This window comes from Bacillus sp. FSL R9-9492, from assembly GCF_038007365.1.
GTDB classification, from domain to species: Bacteria; Bacillota; Bacilli; order Bacillales; family Bacillaceae_G; genus Bacillus_A; species Bacillus_A mycoides.
In genome coordinates, this window is record NZ_JBBOXC010000001.1 from 2,459,419 (window position 1) to 2,480,085 (window position 20,667).

Consider the following 20,667-nt stretch of genomic DNA (forward strand, 5'->3'; position numbering starts at 1 on the left):
ATTTCAATTTTCCAAATGATTAAATTCTTTATAAAATGAAATTGTAGCAATATTCATTTAAGTGATATTGGAGGAGAAAAGATGATCAAAAAAGGTTATCATGTAGCTGTTGTTGGAGCTACAGGTGCAGTTGGGCAGAAAATTATTGAACTGTTAGAGAAAGAAACTAAATTTAATATAGTTGAAGTTATATTGCTTTCATCAAAACGATCCGCTGGTAAGGTAGTGCAATTTAAAGGACGAGAGATAATTGTACAAGAGACAAAATCAACTAGTTTTGAAGGTGTAGACATTGCATTTTTTAGTGCGGGAGGAGAAGTTTCTAGACAATATGTAAATCATGCAGTTTCTAGTGGTGCAATTGTAATTGACAACACAAGTGAATACCGAATGGCACACGATGTACCACTCGTCGTTCCAGAAGTAAATGCACATACTTTAAGGAAACATAAAGGGATCATTGCAGTTCCGAATTGCTCAGCACTACAGATGGTAACAGCTCTTCAACCTATTCGGAAATCATTTGGTATAGAACGAATTATTGTTTCAACGTATCAAGCCGTATCAGGATCAGGAATTCATGCGATTCATGAATTAAAAGAACAGGCTAAGTCAATACTTACAGGAGAAGAAGTGAAGAGTACTATATTACCAGCGAAAAAAGATAAAAAACATTATCCAATTGCATTTAATGTTTTGCCGCAAGTGGATATATTTACAGACAACGATTTCACATTCGAAGAAGTAAAGATGATTCAAGAGACGAAGAAAATTTTAGAAGATCCAAATCTGAAAATGGCAGCTACTTGCGTCAGAGTTCCAGTTGTATCGGGGCATTCTGAATCGGTTTATATTGAACTTGAAAAAGAAGCGACCGTTGCAGAAATTAAAGAAGTACTACTGAATGCACCAGGTGTTATTTTACAAGATAATCCTAGTGAACAAATTTATCCAACGCCATTATATGCAGAGGGTAAAAGAGATACATTTGTAGGTAGAATACGCAAAGATCCGGATACGCCAAAAGGATTCCATCTTTGGATTGTTTCTGATAATTTATTAAAAGGTGCGGCTTGGAACTCAGTTCAAATCGCAGAGACATTGGTGGAAAAGGGGATTATTTAGTATAAATTTATATAAACATTGAAAATAGGAGGATATATGGGAAACCGTTAATTATAATGGTTTCCCATTTTTTACTTAATGAGTATTCTCCTAACTTCAATTTGAATTTAATTTAAGTTAGTTTTTATAGTGTTTTTATAAATATCAATTTTATTTGCAGAGAATTTTAAAAATCTAGGCTCTCCATTAATTGTGAGATAAATATTAATTGAGATTGGCATCTCAACCTTTTTCACTACATCTTCTATAGCAAAATACTCATTTTCTTTTTCGTTATAAAAAACAATGGAACTAATTAATACCTCGTTATTTTCAATATCAATACTACACATCATAGGGGATTTCTCATCATTATGTATTATTAATTCGCCCAGTACTATTGAACCGTTTAATTCTTCTGTGAAATTTATAGTTTCCACTGGTTTTACCCACGTTTCATCGCACTCTTCATTTTCCTCTTCATCTATTGCCCATTCCCATATCGGGTTTTGTTTCAAGTCTTCAATAGTCAATTCATCAACTGGTTTGCTTTTATTCATATACAATTACTCCCTTTATCATAATAAATGGGTGATTTAAAAAATTCTTTCTTTAACTGAACAATATGGCCATTTGCATCCCTTTGAAATACAAGTTTTCGCATTTTCATAATTAGTTGAACGCTAATAAACAGGTTCAATGTAGAGTTTATTCCAATTGATATTATTTTAACTAGTTTCGAAATACTGTGCTCATCCTAATAACCTCTCGAACACTTGTTCTTACTGTAATTTTAACAATGTTTTGAGTAGGTATCAAATAGTTATTAACTGACCTGATTGAAAAGAAAAAAGGATTGTTAATGTATGTGGAAAAGAGCGAAAAACATCAAGAATGAACAAGAAGATTTTGGTATAATATGGATATATTCAATGTGAGGGGGAATTTAATGTGTATCAAATAAAGGGGTATTTTTCGTCACTAAAAGGAAATCATTATGAAATTGGTAAGCAACAAGGAGAATTCGTAAAGAAACATCCGTATCTTATTCCACAATTTATACAGCAAGAAAATTTAATATGGGATAACCATTGGACAGAATCTAGAAATGTACTAAAACAATATTGTCCAGGAATTAATGAAGAAATTGAAGGCTTTTGCGAAGTATTGAAAATTCCTTCAAGGAATATGATGTATTATTATCAGACATTATTAAAAGCAGGTTGTAGTCATTGTGCAGTATTACCTAAAAAAACTGATTTAAAGCATACATATGTATTAAGAAATTTTGATTTATCACCCAAAATAGATGATATGCGTTTTTGTTCGACGCATGTTGAAGGTGCATATGCACATAGTGGCTTTTCTACTCAATATTTTGGCCGAACAGAAGGAGTTAATGAGCATGGGTTATCTATTACATTTTCAGCATGTGGTCAACCTGTAGGGAATATTGAAGGTTTAAGAAAACCGATGGTAAATGGTTTGCAATGTTTTGCGGTAATTCGAGTAATATTGGAGAAATGTAGAAATACGCATGAAGCTACATCTTTAATAAAAGAAATGCCTATAGCAAGTAATATTAATATAATTGTAGCGGATCCTTTAAACGCAGCACATATTGAAATATTTGACGGGCATAAATCAATAACAACAATTAATGAGGAAAGTCAAGCTTTTACCGTATCAACAAACCATGCAGTCAGTTCACCTATTCAGAAATTAAATAATAGGAAATTAGAACAATCTACAAAAAGATATCACATTTTACATGAGTATTTAAATCGAAATGAACAGGTGAGCATGGAATCTTTAAAAGGATTAGTAGAAGAAGAATATCCTATCGGGGTGACGGTGCATAATTATGAAGAGTGGTTTGGGACTTTGCATTCTGTATTAATTGATTTGCAGGATCGTACATTGAATATTTGCTTCGGATCGCCACTTTTAAACGAGTGGTACTCATTGAAAGTTGGAGAAAGCCTTCCGTTTTCCGAAGTGAATGTGAACTTTAAAAATAAAACTTATGCTGACTTTTGGAGAGAAGAGAAAAATGAAATGACTCCTAAAGATTAAAAAGGAATAAGATGGTGAAATGAAGGGGTGGGAATAGACAGGAGGGATTGCCATTGCTACAAGCTATGTTACTAATTGTTCTAATCCTTTTTCTAGTCGCTTTGATGTATATAACATATCAAAAAAGAAAAAAAGCGGGGATAAAAGGATTAAAAAGTTCATTAACTTCTATTTGTTGCTTTTTAATTGCAACCTTAAATTTGTTTGCATATTGGCTTCATTTTGGCGGTATTTTTACTTGGCTAGTCTCAATCGTATTGTTGCTAGTGGGGGCGTATTTTACAAAATATATTCCAATCTCAAAAAAGGTGCACTAAAATTACATGAGTTTATATGTAATGTTTTATTTCAATGTGCTATAGATGCCTTTAAATCAATGCTTTTGAGCATTTCGATATGTGTTTGCAAACATTTTGTAAACACATATCGAAATATACTCTTCGCGAATGTTTTCGCTGCATCTTCTTGCATATTGGGTAAGACATGAGAATATACCCTTAAAGTTAAAGAGATATCAAATGCCAATGACAGAATTCATGAAGTTTGTAAAGTGCGAGAACGAAGGTGTTTTTGACATCAAGCAGATGTACAGCGCTGAAAAAGCTTTCAAGAAAATGCAGAACCACCGAAATCTACATTTTGCTTACATGGGTATGCGAGTAAATGTAGCTGGCAAGTGGGGTACTATCGTTGGAAAATGAAAGGTGACGATAAGAATCATGAGATACGTTTTAAACAAATTGAACGGACATTGAAATATGCTCTTGATAATGATCAACGTCAGATAATTGAATTGAAGTATTTTGGGAGTGAGAAAGTCAAAGATTCCTATGTTTATAATGAATTGATGATAAGGCGTGATAGTTTTTATGAGAATAAAAAAATAGCTATCCGTTTGATAGCTACTGCTTTAGGGATTATATGAACGTGGTTTTATTTTAGTGAAGATGAAATTATGATCTTTTGTGTTACTGATATAAATTGTTATATGATACGTGTAATCCATCTTACTCGCTCTGCCTTGTGGCAGGGCTTTTTTATATAATAATATAAATTAAGTAGTTAAAGAGGTGTGTTTAAATGAGCTGGGAAGAATCATATAGAAGAGAGCAACCATGTCCATGTGGTAAGGGCAAATATATTGAAATTATGAAGGTGTATGCAATAGAAGAAATATAAAAAAGTGCTAACACGTATGCGGAATAGACATAAAACATCGCTGATTTGCCATTCATAAAAATAGACTTTTCTTAGCAGAAAGCACTAATTATAAATACTTATAAAATTAGCTCTGATTTAGCAGTTATTGAAGCGAAGAAAAATAATGATGGGAGTGCATATTGGAAATACGAAGATGACCAAACAAAATTATGGAATATACGACTATAGAACTAGAAAATGATAACATAAATCTAAATGTTATTGTTTAAATTCATATTTTATAATTTCCATTTGTAAAAATGAGCCCATAGTAAAAACAACCTAAAAATAGGTATATGAACAAGGTACATCATCTAGTGATAGGTCATATTTTGTAGGTGTACGTATTGAACTTAGTTTAACCCGCTATTTGTGGGCAGTAAAACTCCCACCTCAAAATTCGACTGGAGCAAAGAAGTTAGATGGGAGTCGGGCTGCCCGTAAACGCCCCACTGATTAAAGTTTTACTTTATAGCGCTATTTCTACTTAGATTTAACGAGCAGAAATATAGGAAAGCATCGATGGGGTTGTAGTTTATAAACGGAGGTCATGAAAATGAATAAGTTTCAACAAGAACTACAAGCGTTAAGCCTTAATGATTATCAGTCTGGAAATATTGTGTATTGGGACCAGCAAAACCAATATCCATATTACTATATTACAGATGATGCTCGTCGCTGTGGCGGTTGTGGTCGTTGTGGTGGCGGTGGTCGTTGTGGCGGTGGTCGTTGTGGTGGATTCCGTTGTTTTGGTTGCTTCGGTTGCTTTAGTTGTTTTGGTTGTGGTGGTTGCTCTAATTGTTCTAATTGCTCTAATTGCTCTAATTGCTCTAATTGTTTTGATGGTTTTAATGGTACTACTGTAACATTTGAATATTGATAAGAGACAAAAAGGAATCCATTTTGAAAAAAGATTGATCGAAACGGATTCCTACTTTGTGAAGCATTATATAATTTTTATAAAAATGTGCTAACAAGTTTGCAAACGGACTTGCTAACACCAATACGAAATAGACATAAAATATCGCCGATGTGTAGCTTAATAATACGATAATAATTTAGCACTTATAATGAATAATAGGTTATTAGAAAAGAAACCATAAAATGTAATGTTTTATATCATTATAAAAAGAGATTATTCTAATAGGGCGTTGTGTAACGGCTGCATAGGATAATCTCTTTTTATGTTTAATTTTGTAGAGAATGTACTGTTAACTTTAGTTGTTCAATAAATTCTCGGGTAGCAGCGCACATATATTTATCTTTCCTATAAATAAGTCCTATATCTATTGTCGGAGTAGGATTTTCAATTTTAATAGCTTGTATGTGCTCATTTTGCAAAAAGTCTATATACGGTTTTGGTAACACGGTAATCCCCATACCTTGTGCGACCATTTGAATTAAAGATTCCATTGTACTAATTTCTAAAATTGGCTTTGGTTTAAAGTTAAAGTTTTGGCAATGAGATGTAATTAGTTCTGTTAAATAGAAATTTTTAGGTAGAAGAATTAAAGGATAGCCCTGTAATTCTTCAATAGATACATACTTACGTTCAGTTAAAGAATGGCTGGTTGGCACAACTAATGTAAGTTCACTTTTATATAGTGGGATAGAAACAATCTCTTTATCTTGCACCGGGAGAAATGTAATACCAATATCTAATTCATTTTGTAATAATTTTTCACGAATTTCTCCTGTACGAAGCCCCAACACAGAGAGTTCGATATTTGGATATTGCTTATTGAAATCTAATATAGCTGGTGGTAGTAAATAATTTACTACGGTTAACAAAGATCCTATTGTTAAGGAACCATGATGTAATCCATTTAAATCTTGAATGGCAGAACGAGCTTGTTCGACTTCGTGAAAGATTGTTTTACTGTGCGATAATAAAACTCTTCCTGCTTCAGTTAAAGATATTTTTTTACCAATTCGATCGAAAAGTGGCATGCCTACTTCATGTTCTAATGCACGTATTTGTTGGCTTAGTGAAGGTTGTGAAATATTTAATTTCTCGGCTGCTTTTGTGAAATGTAATTCTTTCGAAACAGCTAAAAAGTATTCTAATTGTCGTAATTCGATTGAAATCACCTCAAGTTTAATCATAGGATATACCTATCATTATTATATAAATAATTGAATTGAACAATGGTTTTGTGGGATATATAATCACTTTATCAGAAATGGATTGATTAAAAAATTAGATGAGGTGAAGAAGAATTGTTGAAATCTAGTGTATTACCGGGCAGTTATTCACAAGTACTTCAAAAAAGGTATGAGGAGGCTGTACCGACAGGAATATATCATTTAACGCCTTTATATGTAAAAGAAGCAAGGGGAGCGATAATAACAGATGTAGATGGAAATCAGTTTATTGATTTTGCTGGTGGAATTGGTATGCAAAATGTTGGACATTGTCATCCGAAAGTTGTAAGAGCGGTACAAAAACAAGCAGAATCATTTATACATCCTTGTTTTCATGTAACTCCATATGAAAATTATATTACTTTAGCGGAGAAAATTAATGAGAAAGTGCCAGGTACAAGTAAGAAAAAAACGATGTTTGCCAATAGTGGTGCGGAAGCGATTGAAAATGCTGTAAAGATCGCACGTAAAGTAACAGGGAGGAGTAAAGTAATTTCGTTTGAACGAGGATTTCATGGGAGAACATTAATGACAATGTCTCTATCGACCAAAGAAACTCCATATAAAGCAGGATTTGGTCCGTTCGTTTCAGACATGCATATATTGCCGTATCCGTACTATTACAGAGCTGAAGAAGGAGTTTCTCCTGAAGAAGTGGATTCTCAAGTCATCTATCAGTTTGAAAAGTTTTTAGAAGAAGTATCACCTGAAAAAGTAGCAGCGATCGTAATGGAACCAGTACAAGGAGAGGGTGGGTTTATTGTTCCTTCCATTTCATTTGTAAAACGATTACGAGAAATTTGTAATCAATACGGTATTTTAATGATAATGGATGAAGTGCAAACTGGATTTGGCCGAACAGGGAAATGGTTTGCAACGGAACATTTTCATATAGAACCTGACATAATGACTTTGTCAAAATCAATTGCTGGCGGTTTACCATTAAGTGCTATTGTCGGTCGTGCGGAGTTGATGGACATTCCTGGGAGAGGACAAATTGGTGGAACTTTTGCCGGGAGTCCGTTATCATGTGCAGCCGGTCTTGCTGTATTTGAAATAATGGAAGAAGAAAATCTAGTTGAAAGGGCTCAGCAAATTGGAAATAGAATAATGTCACATCTACATCAAATGCAATTAAAGTACGAAGTGATTGGTGATGTTCGTGGAATCGGTGCGATGGTTGCAATGGAACTTGTAACGAATCGCATAACGAAAGAACCTGCAAAAGAACTAACAGTAAAGCTAATTGAAGATTTTTGGAAGAATGGGCTTATAAGTATTGGAGCGGGGATATTTGATAATGTACTACGCTTTTTACCACCTCTAGTTATCTCAAACGAAGAAATAGATAGAGGATTTGAAATAATAAATGAGTCTTTTGAAAAGTTGTGCCGCAAGTAAGAGGAGGGATTTGAATGACTAAAGTATATGAAATCCTATCTTTAAATCTAGGATTGCCAAAAGAGGTTATGTATGGTGGGAAGTTAATTCAAACAGGGATAAATAAAAAGCAAGTAAAGGAACCTGTTTTTTTATCATTTTTAAAGTTTAATGGAGATGGACAGGCGGATTTAGTTCATCATGGAGGGGTAGATAAAGCGGTTTGTGTTTATACTGGTGACCACTATCCTTACTGGGAAAAAGAGTTGAATCAGGAACTTGTATATGGGGCTTTCGGTGAAAATATAACAGTAAGCGGAATGCGTGAAGAAGATGTTTGTATTGGTGACACGTTTCAACTCGGAGAAGCGATTGTACAAGTAACGCAGCCAAGACAACCTTGTTTTAAATTAGCGAAGAAATATAATATTCCAAAGTTGCCATTATATTTTCAAGATACAGGATACACAGGTTTTTATTTTCGAGTATTAAAAGAAGGGTGGATATTACCGGTAGATACTTTAAAATTGTTGAAGCCTGATTCAAAAGGTGTGTCAATTTTGTTTGCGAATCGCATAATGCATAAAGAAAAACAAAACTCTGAAGGATTAAAAAGGATTTTAGAAGTAAATGCACTGTCTACTAGTTGGAGAAAGACGTTTGAAAAGCGAGTGAAGGGAGAAGAAATTAGTACGAAGGAGCGACTTGAGGGAACCAAAGAATAGGTGAATTATATTTGCATAAAATGGTGTATTTCTATTATCGGAAAGATAAGTAGGAAGCACCATTTGTTATATAATAAACATGATATTATTCAAAAATCTTAATACTAGTTTATTCGACTTGTTTTTTAATAATCAAAACATAAAATAAATTAAACCATTTTTAAAAGTTTTATGATACTATATTGATTTGAAAGGCCTATTTTTTGAGAGTAGGTCATATAAGTATATCTAAATTAATGGAATCGACGTATGGAGGGACAACATGGGGAATGTTGAAAAAATGGCAAACTTTCTATTAGAAGAACCGAGAAGAGAACAGTTATTTCCTTTATTTGAAGAAGTGTTTGGGATTACGAGCCAAACATTGCAGGATTTTTCAGAGAAAGGGTATTGGGATTATACATATAAAGCATTATCATTTTTACAAGATGATAATGCGATTGCAAATGTTGCGGCATTTTCACTTCCGCTTTTAATTAATGGTGAAAAAATAAATGCAACGGGTATTCAATCAGTAATGACACATCCGAATTATCGTAGACGAGGATTAATGAAACAATTGTTTAGTAAGATGATAGAGGAAATTGATGAGCAATGCGAGTGTGCGGTCTTGTTTACTGAAAATCCGGAACTATATAAACCATTTGGTTTTCAAATTGTGCAAGAATATTTGATGACAGTATCATACGAAAATAAAGGTTACAAAGATTCTCAACTTAAAAAGTTAGATTTTTATAATGAAGAGGATAGACAATTAATACATGAGATTATTGAAAATGGCCAAAGGCTTTCTAATAAATTTTCAACGTTAAATTACCGCTCTTCGTTTTATTTAAATATGTATGATTCAACATGGAATGAAAACCTTTATTATTCAGAGAAATTAGATGCGCTGATTGTTTTTACAGTAGAAAATCAAAAACTAAAATTATTTGGAGTATTTGCGCCGGTAATTCCGATTTTAGATGAATTATGTGAGGAAATCTCTGGGGAATTTACGGAGATTGAATTTTATTTCTACCCAGATCAATTAGGAATTGATGATGTACAATATACAGAATTACAGACTAGTAAGTATTTAATGGTTCGAAGTAATAAAGAATTAGATTTTAAAGGTTATAAATTCCCGGTATTAACTGAGTTTTAAATATTAATTTAAATGCTTTTTTATGGAGGAATTATGAAAACATCATATATACCAAATCATATTGAGCAACTTACTGTAATGAACGCACCTAAATTTTACAAACTTGAAGACAATGATACATTCATTGTCCATTCGAAAGAAGAAACAGATTTTTGGCTGAAAACCCATTATGGTTTTGAAGTAATGAATGGCCATGTATTTTATGATGAGATAATGACAGATTTTCAGGCTGAGGTTCAATTGCGCATGAATCCAAATGCGACATACGATCAAGCGGGTTTATTTGTTATGATTTCTGAGAAGTGTTGGTTAAAAACATCTTTAGAATATATTCCTGAGGGCCCATCACATTTAGGTGCTGTCGTAACGAATAATGGCTATTCTGATTGGTCAACGCAAGACTATCCAAATGAGTTTGCTAAGCAACAATTACGTTTTCGAATTATTCGAAAACTTGGCGATTATACAATATATGTGAAAACGAGTCAGCGATGGGAACAAATAAGAATCGCTCATTTGATGGAGGACATAGGTAATGAGCCTGTTAAAATTGGTTTTTATACGTGTAGTCCTTCTGAAAATAATGGATTCGAGACCGAGGTTTTCGATTTTAAAATTGAACAAATATAGATGGGAAAACCGCATTCTTACTAAATGAGAATGCGGTTTTTATTAAGTTAAAGAGTATTCACATCAACTGGCAGTGAAAATGCCTGGTAGATTAAAGTTCCATTTTATTGACTAAAAATGATTTAAAACTTATCATTTAATAATGTTAAATATTAATTTACATAATATAATAGGACTAATGAAGAAATTACAGACTATATCGCTTAAATAAGGAGGAATATGAATTATTCAATGGTAATTTCATGAAAAAAGGAGATTATGTATGAAATCATTTCGCAAGTTGTTACAGTATTTAAAACCATACATGTTCTTCGCTATTATTGGACCGCTATTTATGGTACTTGAGGTTGCGATGGACTTAATTCAACCGACAATTATGCAACATATTATTGATGTTGGAATTGCAAACCGGGATTTGAATTATGTAATAAAAATGGGGCTTCTAATGATAGGAGCGGCGGCGCTTGGATTAATTGGTGGACTTGGCTGTATGATGTACTCTACAAAAGCAGCTATTAATTTCGCTACAGACATACGAAAAGATGTGTTTGCGAAAATAGAAACATTTTCTAGCAAAAATCGTGATTCATTTGGAACAGGTAAATTATTAACAATCGTGACAAATGATATTACATCTATTCAATCGGCAATGACGATGACGTTACGTGTACTTGTCCGTGGACCGTTATTATTTATTGGAAGTATCATTATAGTCTTTGTAACAGCGAGAGACCTATTTCCAATTTTACTTGTTGTGGTACCCGTATTATTAGTTGCAATTGTATTGATTGCAGGTCAATCGAGCGGTTCATTTAAGCGAGTACAAGAAGCATTAGATAAAGTAAACACAAAGCTACAAGAAAATTTATCCGGTGTACGTGTTATAAAAGCATATGTAAGACAAAAATATGAAATCGCACAGTTTGAGAAAGTTAATACAAGTTTAACTGAAATAAATATTCGTGCAATACAAATTATTTCATTGATGATGCCAATTATTATGCTAGTTGTAAATAGCGGAATTGTAGCAACTTTATGGATTGGTGGCGAGAAAGTTTTTAACGGTACACTCCAAGTAGGGGCCATTTTAGCTTTTATTAACTATTTAAATATCATTTTAATGTCACTTATGTCTATTAGTATGGTATTTATTCAAATTGCCCGTGCTTTTCCATCAGCTGATCGTGTACAACAAGTCTTACATACTGAAGTTGATATTACAACTGAAGGCGACGTATATGAACCAAAACAAGTGGGTGGTAATGTAGAGTTTAAAAATGTTAGCTATAGTTATACGAAAAATAATGAATATGTTTTAAAAGATATTTCCTTTACTGTACGTAAAGGTGAAAAAATAGGGATTATTGGATCGACCGGAAGTGGTAAATCTACATTGGCGAAACTATTGCCACGACTTTACGATGTTGATCAAGGTGAAATATGTATAGATGATGTTAATGTGAAAGCGTACGATTTGCAAAAACTTCGTGCTTCCATTGGCTTCGTTCCACAAAAGGCACTTCTTTTTTCAGGCAGTATAGAAGAGAATTTACGTTATGGCAAAGAAGATGCAACTTATGATGAATTGGAATTAGCATCTTCATCTGCTTGTGCGACTGAGTTTATCAATAAGCTGGAAGACTCTTATGAATATAACTTAACACAAGGTGCAACCAATCTATCTGGTGGTCAAAAACAACGTATATCTATTGCAAGAGCCCTAGTGAGAAAGCCATCTATTCTTGTATTAGACGATTCTACATCGGCAGTTGATGCGAAGTCAGAAGCTGTAATACAGGAAGCGTTAAGGACAAGATATAGTGGCACAACGACATTTTTAATTGCATCAAAAATATCTTCTATTATAGATGCTGATAAAATCCTCGTTTTGAATAACGGTGAATTAGTTGGAAATGGTACGCATGAGGATTTATTGGCAACTTGTGAAGTGTATCAGGAAATTTATCTTTCCCAAGGTGGTAGCCTGCAGCAAGAAGGAGGGGAAGAGCGTGCGTAATTTTCAAGGACAATTTGGAAATAAAGGTGGACGTAACAATCCGAATTCGGGAAAAACTAAGAATACTAAAGGAACTATAATGCGAGTATGGAACTATATGGGGTATCAAAAAGCATCTCTTATGTTCGTTATTATTCTTGTATTTATCACGACATTACTAGGTTTACTTGGGCCATATTATATGGGGGTCATCATTGATGAATACATTGTACCGAAGGATTTAAGCGGGACAGCCAGAATGTGCATGCTACTCATTGCAATATATGGGATAACCGTATTATTAACATGGTTACAAACATTTGTAATGATTAATGTTGCATTAAAGACTATACAAAAAATACGACAAGATATTTTTGAAAAAATCCAAACACTTTCTCTACGATTCTTTGATGTACGTTCTCAAGGTGATTTAATGAGCCGTGTGACAAATGATATTGATAACTTAAATCAAGCTTTGACACAAAGTGTTGTGCAAATCATTTCATCAGCGTTAACGTTTATAGGTGTAACAATTGCGATGTTTTCATTAGATTGGATTTTAGCGATTGTAACTTTAATTACAGTACCTATTATGTTTTTCGTTACGAAAAAACTAGTTGCTTATAGTGGGAAAAACTTTGCGAAGCGTCAAAAGGATTTAGGAGAATTAAATGGATTTATTGAGGAAGCTATTACAGGCGCAGACGTAACTACGTTATACGGAAAAGAAAAAGAAACCGTACATAACTTTAATGAAATTAACGAACAGCTAAGAATTTCAGCAACGAAGGCTGAAACGTTTTCAGCATTTATTTTTCCAAGTATGAACTTTATTAATAACTTAGGAATGGGGCTTGTAATTGGAACTGGATCGGTAATGGTATTAAACGGAATGACAACAGTAGGTGTCATTGCAGCTTTTATTAATTATTCTCGACAATTTTCAAGACCACTTAGTCAATTTGCAACTTTAATGAATACGATTCAAGCGGCAGTTGCTGGAGGAGAACGTGTCTTTGAAATTATGGATGAAGTACCAGAAATTCAAAATAAAAAAGATGCAGTCCTTGTACAAAATTTACAAGGACATGTTAGGCTTGAGAAAGTTTCATTTGGATACGCACAGGACAACATGATTTTAAAAGATGTGAGTCTCGAGGCGAATCCTGGGGAGACAATCGCTTTAGTCGGTCCAACTGGATCAGGAAAAACAACAATTATTAATTTGTTAACTCGCTTTTATGACATTCAAAAAGGGCAAATTAGCATTGATGAAAAAGATATAAAGGATTATGATATTAATTCTTTGCGGAGTAAAATAGGGGTTGTTTTACAGGATACGTATTTATTCGCAGGAACGATTATGGAAAATATTCGATATGGACGTTTAGATGCAAGTGATGAAGAAGTAGTTGCAGCAGCAAAAGCAGCATCAGCACATTCTTTTATAAAACATCTACCGAATCAATATGAAACGGAAATTGCTTCAGAAGGTTCGAATTTAAGTCAAGGACAAAAACAACTCCTTGCGATTGCACGAGCGATTTTAGCAGATGCAGATATATTAATTCTCGACGAAGCAACATCTAATATTGATACGAGAACAGAATTACAAATTCAATCTGGATTAAATAATTTAATGAGAGGGCGAACAAGTTTTGTAATCGCTCATCGACTCAAAACAATTGAAAAAGCAGATCAAATACTTGTAATTAAAGATGGTAGTATTTTTGAAAGAGGAAATCATGAATCTCTTATGGAAAAGAAAGGATTCTACTTTGATTTGTATACAAGTCAGTTTAAAATTTAACAAAATTATTGATGTAATGCGGTTTCTCGTGAAAAGAGAAACCGCATTTTTTGTATTTGCAAACATTTTGCAAACATTGCTATCCGAATAGTCTCTCACTAAATGTTTTAACAGCATCCTCTTGCATTCCGGTAAAACATGTGAATAGCGATTTAAAGTTATGAAAATGTCCTTATGGCCCAATCGTTCACTTACAATCTTTGGATGTACTCCTTGTATTAAAAGAAGCGTTGCATGGGTGTTTCGTAAATCATGAAATCTAATGTTTTTTAATCCGGATTTTTTCAAATAGGTTTTAAATGTATCATGAAAGCCATCGCGATAAACCAGTTTACCCATTTTGTTACATACAACTAAATCATAATCTAAATATGCTTGACCCAATCTTAATTTATCAGCATTTATTTTTATTTTATGTTTTTGTAATGCTTCAATAGTCTTTTCAACAATAGAGATTGATCGTCAAGAACTTGAAGTTTTTGTATCTAGTATCAATACGGAAGAATGTATTTAAGTAAAGAAGGCGCAAGTGAGTTACTGAGCCTCATCGAAAAGAGTTCGATGGTAAATGCCTAAACAATTAAATATTTTCGATGTAGAGCCAGCAATTTGTCAATTCGATGTAATGAAAGTTAATGTAAAGAAAGGAACTGGACGCGTTACATATGCTGATGTACGTGTCCAAGTTCCAAAGAGTGCAAAGGGTACGGATGAATTACCATGCACAACCAAACAAGATGATCGTTATGATATCTTTGAACAATATGTAATAGCGAGCAAGTTGCAATTTGGGTTAATGGTAAAGTTGATCGCGTGCATACTAACTTTACTGAAAAGATAAAATAATGATTTTTAGAAGGTAGGTTCGCTTATGAGCGTAGTAAGAAATCATGAAGCGATGAAGGAATCACGTTTGAAAATATACATCGCTTTAGAAGAAGCTAACTTCATTTGGGATGAAAGGGACATTATACGATTTCGTGAAATGTGGAAACAAGATATGAGTTTACCAGAAATGGCAAAAGCATTAAGGAGACACCAATCAGAGGTGGCACTTCTTATTATAGATCAAGCTGATAAATATATGATTGAAAACCGTCCAATGGGATTAGGAGTTTGTTAAAGAGAGGGGAAAACAAAATGAAAGCAATGGAAAACGGTGTATATGCAGCAACTAAATTAGTTAGTGAATCAAAGGGAGGACAAGCTGTAATGAATATCAATCAAATTTGTGAATTAGATCAATATCAAGAAGCAACATTACGTACATGGAATGCAAATAACGACTTCGGTGGACGCATATTAAATGCAGCATTAGGACTTACGGGAGAAGCTGGTGAGGTTGCGGATATTGTAAAAAAAGCTATTTTTCATGGTCATGGATTCGATCCAGCTCATTGTCCAGGAGAAGAAGAAGGGAATACTTATAAATTGGCTTTAGAGTTAGGAGATATCTTGTATTACATTTCCATCATGTCTCACGAAATGGGATATACCTTAGAAGATATTGCGCAAATGAACATTTCTAAGCTAGCAAAAAGGTATCCAGACGGGTTTAGCAGGGAAGCTAGTCAAAAACGTTTTGACATATAGTGATACTAAATTTGAATTTTATTAAAAAAGAGCACACTAATAAGTATGCTCTTAGAAAGGTAGATTTCTATGCGTGGAGAATCTCCATACAATAACATATGCTTGTCCGGTTTAAATATGAAAAAAATTAAACAAAATAGTTATTCTAATTAAAAAGAGGGAGCAAGAAGATAAAAATAAGACCGTTCCTTGTATAGGAACGGTTGTAAAATTATCATGTGCTAGAGGTCGATCCAAATGGCATAAGATGTCTTCTCTAAACAGTATGGACAAGAAATTTTACGAGTATACGTAAAAATGGCAGGCAACAAATTAAGTTGTCTGCCTGTTCTTAACCGACACGGAGGAGAGAGCTCCGTTTAGAAAGAGTACAGCCGGTGGGAAGTCGGCTCAAATGTATTATGTGTAATACAAAAAAGATTATTCGAAAAGAGATTGAAGCAGGATTCTTTAGAAAAATATATTGTAAAAAAATCGTGGAATGAAGAATGAAACAACAAAGCAGCTAGCTCAATTAGCTAACTGCTCTATTGCGATTTGTTAAGAAAGAAGCCCATACATACAAGCAAAGATATGTAAATTGAAGTTACAGTTATAGTATAAACGGAATTAGAGATTTTATACGGTAGCGAAAGTAATAAAAAGGCCCTCTTTCAATGTGAGGGCATATGAGTGAAGATACCTTATATCCATAGTGTATGTTTGACTCATCAAATGGTGACAGGCTAATGAAAATGAAAGAGCAGTTAACAAAAGCTAACTGCAATGAGAAAATTACATCCATGAATTTAAGGAGTACAAAATTACATGGTTAAGTAAAGTATGGGCAGAAATCTCAAGGTTATGTAATAAATTTTAAAAAAGAGCAGTAAGTTGTATCAACTGCCCTTTTGGATACAACCTGGTTAAGAAGCAGATTGTAATGTGATTAGTATTAGCAAAATATCGAATGTTATTAATTAAAAGTCTTATTTAATTAATAAGAGCGCTTTTTAAGGCGCTTTATGACCAAGGCATATATAGAAAAAAGATTCACATGATAGTGTATGCATGTATTTTTATGGTTGTGCAACTTTTAAACAAAATCGTTATTTCATTGTAAGTAAAAAGAGCACACATATAAGCATGATCTTCGATAAGAAAGGCGGATCTCTATGAATGGAGAGTCTCCATACAATAGTATATGCTTGTCCAGCTTAAGTGTGAAAAGTTTTTAACAAAACGCTATTTGGTTTAATCTCCGAAAATTAGAAGCACTTTTGCATTGTGCTCCTAATCAAAAAGGTGTTATGTGTAAATATGTACTAGATTTTAGGTGAATTGCTTTTTTTACGGTGATCTTTTTCTTCAATATCAGTTTCAGGCATTCCGTATAACCCGTTCATAGCTTGTTCATCTAAATCAAGACCAAGCACAGTATTATTTGTCACATCATTTTTTTCTTTTTTAGAGTTATTCATATATATCACCTCCTATTTTTAGGATGTCTAATAGTGTTATAAACATTCAAGGTTTGTTTCATGATAAAAACTTCATTTTGCACAACAAAGCAGCCAGCATAATTAGCTAACTACTTGCTGTACAAAAGAAAATTAGGCCCTACAAGTAAATGATATGTAACTTTAGGTTACAGCTATAGTATAAGCAGAATTAAACATGTTATGCGGTAGAGAAAAAGAGCTTAATAAAAATTTCATTTTAATATAAAGCAGAATAATCAAATTGATTAGACAGACAATTTATTAAATAAACTGTCTGCCTAGTGAATGAACAATTGATTGAGCTATATAAGTCCAAGTTTAGTATGGATAGGGTTTTAAAAATTATTTTATAGAAAACCTGCACACACAAAAGAGCAGCTAGCAAAAGCTAACTGCTCATCTCCAGGGAAATTGGAGACTGGTGTATCTATAGTATTGACAGGAAATTGAGATCTATTCAAGGGAATTGTTTTTTGAATGTAATTTAGGGTTGTTTCCAAAAAAGTGACATGTCAACAAAATATAAAATTATTAAAAGGAAAATTGCTATGAAAATAACTAAAAAAGTCTTTTCCATCAGTAGACCTCCTTTGTTAAGAATATTAACACTTTTCTAGAATCTGAACAAAATAATTCTTTTAAAGCGAGGTTGGGAGAATGAAAGGTTTAAAGAAAAGAAAAACTAGGAAAGCTATTGCTCGTCGTAAAAAAGCAGTGGAGAAACATCAAGTCAATAACGCTTGGAAAAACATTTTTGTACAAGCTGGTATTTTAAAGTAAACGAATAATAAATATCGTCCGGCTAGAAAACTAGAGGACACCAATTCATTAAAGCAGCAATGAGAGCTGTTTTAGGAATAGGTGTCCTTTTTATTTTGAAAAGGGAGATGGGGAAATGAAGGAACTAAAAGATCAATTACGTGAATGGAATAGACAATCAAAACAAGCAAAGAAGAAAAACAAGCAAAAACAAAAAGAGAATTTAAGCACTCGTGACATTGAAGATTTAATGGGAATCCGTGGGCCACGCTATGAACGTAGACGTGGAGCCAAACTATATGAATTGGACTTAGGAGTTGCTAAAAGACGCATTTGTGTAGATGATTATTTTGAATTTACTGATAAAACTCCTCCACAAGAACCACCAACTAATGAAAATACAATACAAAAAGAGCAGCAATAGCTGGTCTTTTTTATTTTTAGAAAAGGAGAGGAAAAGATGGATCGTATTGATGTATTACTGAAAGCATTTATAGCTACATTTGGTGGCTTCTGTGGGTATTTCTTGGGAGGATGGAATGCAACATTAAAAATCTTAGTGACGATGGCAGTTATTGATTATTTAACTGGCATGATTGCAGCAGGTTATAACGGAGAAATAAAAAGTAAAGTTGGTTTCAAAGGCATCGCCAAAAAGGTGTTGCTTTTTCTTTTGGTTGGGGTTGCAGCTCAATTAGATGCAGCGTTTGGAAGTAACAGTGCTATTCGTGAAGCGACTATTTTCTTCTTCATGGGTAATGAGTTACTTTCACTTTTTGGAAAATGCTGGTCGTATGGGGATTCCACTCCCACAAACTTTAACAAATGCAGTTGAGATTTTGGATGGTAAGAGCAATAAGACAAGCTCTGAATATACTAATAAAAAAGGAGATGTTGAGTAATGGCACGTTATAGTTTACATGGAGGACACAACGGTATTGTACAAGGGGCTAATTATGGAAATCGAAAAGAGCATATTATGGATCGTCAGGTGAAAGATGCGGTTGCAGCTAAGTTAAGAGCTTTAGGACACACAGTCTATGATGATACAGACGAAGTAGGAAGCACTCAAGCGCAAAATTTAAATAATATCGTTCGTAATAGTAATTCTCATAATGTGGATTTGGTTATTTCTTTTCATCTTAATGCAAGTGACGGAAATGGACAAGGTGTGGAAGTTCTGTATTATGATCAGAAAGATCTGGCGGCTAAAATTTCGTCTCAATTAGCAAAAGATATTGGATGGCGTGATCGTGGTGCAAAGCAACGTACAGATCTAGCGGTACTGAACGGAACTAAAGCACCAGCTATTCTTATCGAATTAGGATTCATTGATAACGAATCCGACATGGCTAAATGGAATGTTGATAACATCGCTAACTCAATTGTGTATGCTCTTACAGGACAAACTGGAGGCGGGGCAGTTCAATTGCTCAAAGTACAAACTGGAGGCGTAGGATTCAGTAATTTACAAGCCTTATCCCAAGCAATGGTTGACGCGGGTATTGACGGACAAATTGTTATTCAGAAAGACGGTATTGGATATGCTGTAACAAATGGATACCCATCCGGAAATATCGATAAGTTCACGGCTTGGTTGGACGAGCGGAAGTGGTATTATTCTTATGTGAAATAAAACAAAAGAATAGTTTGGTAAAAAACAAAGGGGGTCCTTAATTGGGGGGCCTTTTTTGTCAATGGATCACCACAGTACAAAGTACACAACAGTAAGTGAAAAACATACTATATAACAGAAAAAGAAGCCTATGTGTATGTGAATTAACAAAAAGAAGTAGAAGTAAAAATAGAAAATTAAGTTACTTGTCCAAACAATTCTTTTTAAAAAAACATAAAATGCTAGTAGTTAGCCAATATTTTCATATTGCTACTTTTTTAGATTAAAAGGGGTGATTTTATGTGTGAATGTGAAGTTTGTAGAAGAAAGAAAAACCGGGATCCATTAAACCGGGATTCTGAACCAAAAAAACGGGATTCTGAACCGAAAAATCAGGATTCTGAACCAAAAAAACGGGATTCTGAACCGAAAAATCAGGATTTTGAACCAAAAAAACGGGATTCTGAACCGGAAAATCAGGATTTTGAACCAAAAAAACGGGATTCTGAACCGGAAAATCAGGATTTTGAACCAAAAAATCAGGATTCTGAAACATTAAACTCTTATTCATTTATTAAAAATGCTAATTTTTTAGAAGAAGCTATACAAAAAGATGAAATTGATCAAGTTTCTGAGGAGTATATTGAAATAATTGATTCAGCAGATGTACAAGTTACTACTACAGATACAAAAGCTGCGCTATCTATCCAAGCAGCATTACAAGCAGCTATTGTGGTTGTAGTAAGTATTTCTATAGCAGATAGTGAAAAAGCAGATAAAATAACACAAGAATTATTTCAAAAATCATCTATTAAACAAATTAATAGACAAAAATTGCTTATTAAAAATTCCAGAAACGTATCCGTAACAACTACTGATACAGATATTGCAGTGAATATTCAAATTCTTCTTCAAGTTTTATTAGCTTTACTAGTTAAATTAAACATTTTATAAAGTGTTTATCCCGTTTATATTTAGCTATAAGGGTTCACTCTAGGTAAATATT

20 protein-coding genes and 6 pseudogenes are annotated in these 20,667 nt (G+C 33.5%); 21 read left to right on the top strand and 5 right to left on the bottom strand.

The genetic code is table 11. The features are described from left to right. Positions 1-81 precede the first annotated feature (81 nt). On the top strand, positions 82-1,125 hold the full coding sequence (locus MKY70_RS12460; protein WP_341024430.1) for an aspartate-semialdehyde dehydrogenase: 1,044 nt from the start codon (positions 82-84) through the stop codon (positions 1,123-1,125). A 107-nt stretch (positions 1,126-1,232) separates the two neighbouring features. Here MKY70_RS12460 and MKY70_RS12465 read toward each other — a convergent pair whose 3' ends face one another. Further along, a complete protein-coding gene (locus MKY70_RS12465; RefSeq protein WP_131247167.1) occupies positions 1,233-1,664 on the bottom strand; it encodes a hypothetical protein in 432 nt (143 codons plus the stop codon). Positions 1,665-2,055: 391 nt separating this feature from the next. Between MKY70_RS12465 and MKY70_RS12470 the strand changes: the two genes are divergently transcribed. Both MKY70_RS12470 and MKY70_RS12475 read left to right on the top strand, forming a co-directional pair. Further along, positions 2,056-3,180: a C45 family peptidase gene (locus tag MKY70_RS12470; RefSeq protein ID WP_341024433.1), complete on the top strand. Its 1,125-nt coding sequence runs from the start codon at positions 2,056-2,058 to the stop codon at positions 3,178-3,180. Between the two features lie 65 nt (positions 3,181-3,245). Next, positions 3,246-3,497, top strand: a complete 252-nt coding sequence (locus MKY70_RS12475; RefSeq protein ID WP_445662077.1) for a hypothetical protein — start codon at positions 3,246-3,248, stop codon at positions 3,495-3,497. 112 nt (positions 3,498-3,609) lie between these two features. Here the strand turns inward: MKY70_RS12475 and MKY70_RS12480 are convergent. Continuing rightward, positions 3,610-3,696 (bottom strand): annotated as a pseudogene (locus MKY70_RS12480) (tyrosine-type recombinase/integrase); the annotation flags it as partial. Positions 3,697-3,877: 181 nt separating this feature from the next. Here MKY70_RS12480 and MKY70_RS12485 point away from each other — a divergent pair. Next, entirely contained in the window at positions 3,878-4,105 is a 228-nt protein-coding gene (locus MKY70_RS12485; RefSeq protein ID WP_113736047.1) for an ArpU family transcriptional regulator, read from the top strand. An 831-nt stretch (positions 4,106-4,936) separates the two neighbouring features. After that, on the top strand, positions 4,937-5,260 hold the full coding sequence (locus MKY70_RS12490) for a heterocycloanthracin/sonorensin family bacteriocin (RefSeq protein ID WP_341024440.1): 324 nt from the start codon (positions 4,937-4,939) through the stop codon (positions 5,258-5,260). A gap of 308 nt (positions 5,261-5,568) precedes the next feature. On the opposite strand, the gene MKY70_RS12495 is transcribed toward MKY70_RS12490, so the two are convergent. Further along, positions 5,569-6,471 (bottom strand): LysR family transcriptional regulator, encoded by a 903-nt coding sequence (locus tag MKY70_RS12495; RefSeq protein ID WP_341026385.1) that lies wholly within the window; start codon positions 6,469-6,471, stop codon positions 5,569-5,571. 129 nt (positions 6,472-6,600) lie between these two features. Between MKY70_RS12495 and gabT the strand changes: the two genes are divergently transcribed. The 6 genes from gabT (at position 6,601) to MKY70_RS12525 (ending at position 14,213) form a co-directional block, all read left to right on the top strand. Next, complete coding sequence (gene gabT / locus MKY70_RS12500; RefSeq protein ID WP_002085627.1) at positions 6,601-7,926, top strand: 4-aminobutyrate--2-oxoglutarate transaminase; 1,326 nt, start codon at positions 6,601-6,603, stop codon at positions 7,924-7,926. 14 nt (positions 7,927-7,940) lie between these two features. After that, positions 7,941-8,630 (top strand): MOSC domain-containing protein, encoded by a 690-nt coding sequence (locus tag MKY70_RS12505; RefSeq protein ID WP_341024443.1) that lies wholly within the window; start codon positions 7,941-7,943, stop codon positions 8,628-8,630. Positions 8,631-8,892: 262 nt separating this feature from the next. Further along, positions 8,893-9,777: a GNAT family N-acetyltransferase gene (locus MKY70_RS12510; RefSeq protein WP_002031966.1), complete on the top strand. Its 885-nt coding sequence runs from the start codon at positions 8,893-8,895 to the stop codon at positions 9,775-9,777. Between the two features lie 33 nt (positions 9,778-9,810). Beyond that, positions 9,811-10,407 (top strand): DUF1349 domain-containing protein, encoded by a 597-nt coding sequence (locus MKY70_RS12515; protein WP_002127357.1) that lies wholly within the window; start codon positions 9,811-9,813, stop codon positions 10,405-10,407. 262 nt (positions 10,408-10,669) lie between these two features. Beyond that, positions 10,670-12,424: an ABC transporter ATP-binding protein gene (locus MKY70_RS12520; protein ID WP_289403867.1), complete on the top strand. Its 1,755-nt coding sequence runs from the start codon at positions 10,670-10,672 to the stop codon at positions 12,422-12,424. After that, a complete protein-coding gene (locus MKY70_RS12525; RefSeq protein WP_341024447.1) occupies positions 12,417-14,213 on the top strand; it encodes an ABC transporter ATP-binding protein in 1,797 nt (598 codons plus the stop codon). Before MKY70_RS12520 ends, MKY70_RS12525 begins: the two co-directional genes overlap by 8 nt. A 192-nt stretch (positions 14,214-14,405) precedes the next feature. Here MKY70_RS12525 and MKY70_RS12530 read toward each other — a convergent pair. After that, positions 14,406-14,552: pseudogene (locus tag MKY70_RS12530) on the bottom strand (site-specific integrase); the annotation flags it as partial. Positions 14,553-14,781: 229 nt separating this feature from the next. Here MKY70_RS12530 and MKY70_RS12535 point away from each other — a divergent pair. From MKY70_RS12535 to MKY70_RS12550, 4 genes and pseudogenes are all read left to right on the top strand, one after another. Continuing rightward, positions 14,782-14,988: pseudogene (locus MKY70_RS12535) on the top strand (cell division protein SepF); the annotation flags it as partial. Then, a pseudogene (locus tag MKY70_RS12540) lies at positions 14,988-15,059 on the top strand (DUF3954 domain-containing protein); the annotation flags it as partial. The pseudogenes MKY70_RS12535 and MKY70_RS12540, both read left to right, overlap by 1 nt. Before the next feature lie 25 nt (positions 15,060-15,084). Further along, on the top strand, positions 15,085-15,336 hold the full coding sequence (locus tag MKY70_RS12545; protein ID WP_088032996.1) for a helix-turn-helix domain containing protein: 252 nt from the start codon (positions 15,085-15,087) through the stop codon (positions 15,334-15,336). 17 nt (positions 15,337-15,353) lie between these two features. Further along, positions 15,354-15,806, top strand: coding sequence for a nucleoside triphosphate pyrophosphohydrolase family protein (locus MKY70_RS12550; RefSeq protein ID WP_088032998.1), 453 nt, complete (start codon positions 15,354-15,356; stop codon positions 15,804-15,806). A 1,304-nt stretch (positions 15,807-17,110) separates the two neighbouring features. Here the strand turns inward: MKY70_RS12550 and MKY70_RS12555 are convergent. Next, the gene (locus tag MKY70_RS12555; RefSeq protein WP_088033000.1) at positions 17,111-17,266 is read right to left on the bottom strand and encodes a DUF4021 domain-containing protein; all 156 of its coding nucleotides are present in this window, start codon (positions 17,264-17,266) and stop codon (positions 17,111-17,113) included. A 678-nt stretch (positions 17,267-17,944) separates the two neighbouring features. Between MKY70_RS12555 and MKY70_RS12560 the strand changes: the two genes are divergently transcribed. The 6 genes and pseudogenes from MKY70_RS12560 (at position 17,945) to MKY70_RS12585 (ending at position 20,615) form a co-directional block, all read left to right on the top strand. After that, positions 17,945-18,067 carry a DUF3983 domain-containing protein gene (locus MKY70_RS12560; protein WP_088033006.1) on the top strand — a complete coding sequence of 41 codons (123 nt, stop codon included), beginning with the start codon at positions 17,945-17,947 and terminating at the stop codon, positions 18,065-18,067. A gap of 115 nt (positions 18,068-18,182) precedes the next feature. Continuing rightward, positions 18,183-18,470 carry a hypothetical protein gene (locus tag MKY70_RS12565; protein ID WP_341026448.1) on the top strand — a complete coding sequence of 96 codons (288 nt, stop codon included), beginning with the start codon at positions 18,183-18,185 and terminating at the stop codon, positions 18,468-18,470. 36 nt (positions 18,471-18,506) lie between these two features. Continuing rightward, positions 18,507-18,948: pseudogene (locus tag MKY70_RS12570) on the top strand (phage holin family protein). Continuing rightward, the gene (locus MKY70_RS12575; RefSeq protein ID WP_088033010.1) at positions 18,948-19,682 is read left to right on the top strand and encodes an N-acetylmuramoyl-L-alanine amidase; all 735 of its coding nucleotides are present in this window, start codon (positions 18,948-18,950) and stop codon (positions 19,680-19,682) included. The pseudogene MKY70_RS12570 and the gene MKY70_RS12575 overlap by 1 nt, the downstream one beginning before the upstream one ends. 57 nt (positions 19,683-19,739) lie before the next feature. After that, positions 19,740-19,829, top strand: a pseudogene (locus MKY70_RS12580) (N-acetylmuramoyl-L-alanine amidase); the annotation flags it as partial. 132 nt (positions 19,830-19,961) lie between these two features. Next, positions 19,962-20,615, top strand: a complete 654-nt coding sequence (locus MKY70_RS12585) for a spore coat protein (RefSeq protein ID WP_341024449.1) — start codon at positions 19,962-19,964, stop codon at positions 20,613-20,615. Positions 20,616-20,667: the final 52 nt, after the last annotated feature.

Excerpts from the sequence above, each read along its gene's own strand:
- MKY70_RS12460 (WP_341024430.1), top strand. The coding sequence starts at position 82 with ATGATCAAAAAAGGTTATCATGTAGCTGTTGTTGGAGCTACAGGTGCA.
- MKY70_RS12465 (WP_131247167.1), bottom strand. The coding sequence starts at position 1,664 with ATGAATAAAAGCAAACCAGTTGATGAATTGACTATTGAAGACTTGAAA.
- MKY70_RS12475 (WP_445662077.1), top strand. The coding sequence starts at position 3,246 with ATGTTACTAATTGTTCTAATCCTTTTTCTAGTCGCTTTGATGTATATA.
- MKY70_RS12485 (WP_113736047.1), top strand. The coding sequence starts at position 3,878 with ATGAAAGGTGACGATAAGAATCATGAGATACGTTTTAAACAAATTGAA.
- MKY70_RS12490 (WP_341024440.1), top strand. The coding sequence starts at position 4,937 with ATGAATAAGTTTCAACAAGAACTACAAGCGTTAAGCCTTAATGATTAT.
- MKY70_RS12505 (WP_341024443.1), top strand. The coding sequence starts at position 7,941 with ATGACTAAAGTATATGAAATCCTATCTTTAAATCTAGGATTGCCAAAA.
- MKY70_RS12510 (WP_002031966.1), top strand. The coding sequence starts at position 8,893 with ATGGGGAATGTTGAAAAAATGGCAAACTTTCTATTAGAAGAACCGAGA.
- MKY70_RS12515 (WP_002127357.1), top strand. The coding sequence starts at position 9,811 with ATGAAAACATCATATATACCAAATCATATTGAGCAACTTACTGTAATG.
- MKY70_RS12520 (WP_289403867.1), top strand. The coding sequence starts at position 10,670 with ATGAAATCATTTCGCAAGTTGTTACAGTATTTAAAACCATACATGTTC.
- MKY70_RS12545 (WP_088032996.1), top strand. The coding sequence starts at position 15,085 with ATGAGCGTAGTAAGAAATCATGAAGCGATGAAGGAATCACGTTTGAAA.
- MKY70_RS12550 (WP_088032998.1), top strand. The coding sequence starts at position 15,354 with ATGAAAGCAATGGAAAACGGTGTATATGCAGCAACTAAATTAGTTAGT.
- MKY70_RS12555 (WP_088033000.1), bottom strand. The coding sequence starts at position 17,266 with ATGAATAACTCTAAAAAAGAAAAAAATGATGTGACAAATAATACTGTG.
- MKY70_RS12560 (WP_088033006.1), top strand. The coding sequence starts at position 17,945 with ATGAAAGGTTTAAAGAAAAGAAAAACTAGGAAAGCTATTGCTCGTCGT.
- MKY70_RS12565 (WP_341026448.1), top strand. The coding sequence starts at position 18,183 with ATGAAGGAACTAAAAGATCAATTACGTGAATGGAATAGACAATCAAAA.
- MKY70_RS12575 (WP_088033010.1), top strand. The coding sequence starts at position 18,948 with ATGGCACGTTATAGTTTACATGGAGGACACAACGGTATTGTACAAGGG.
- MKY70_RS12585 (WP_341024449.1), top strand. The coding sequence starts at position 19,962 with ATGTGTGAATGTGAAGTTTGTAGAAGAAAGAAAAACCGGGATCCATTA.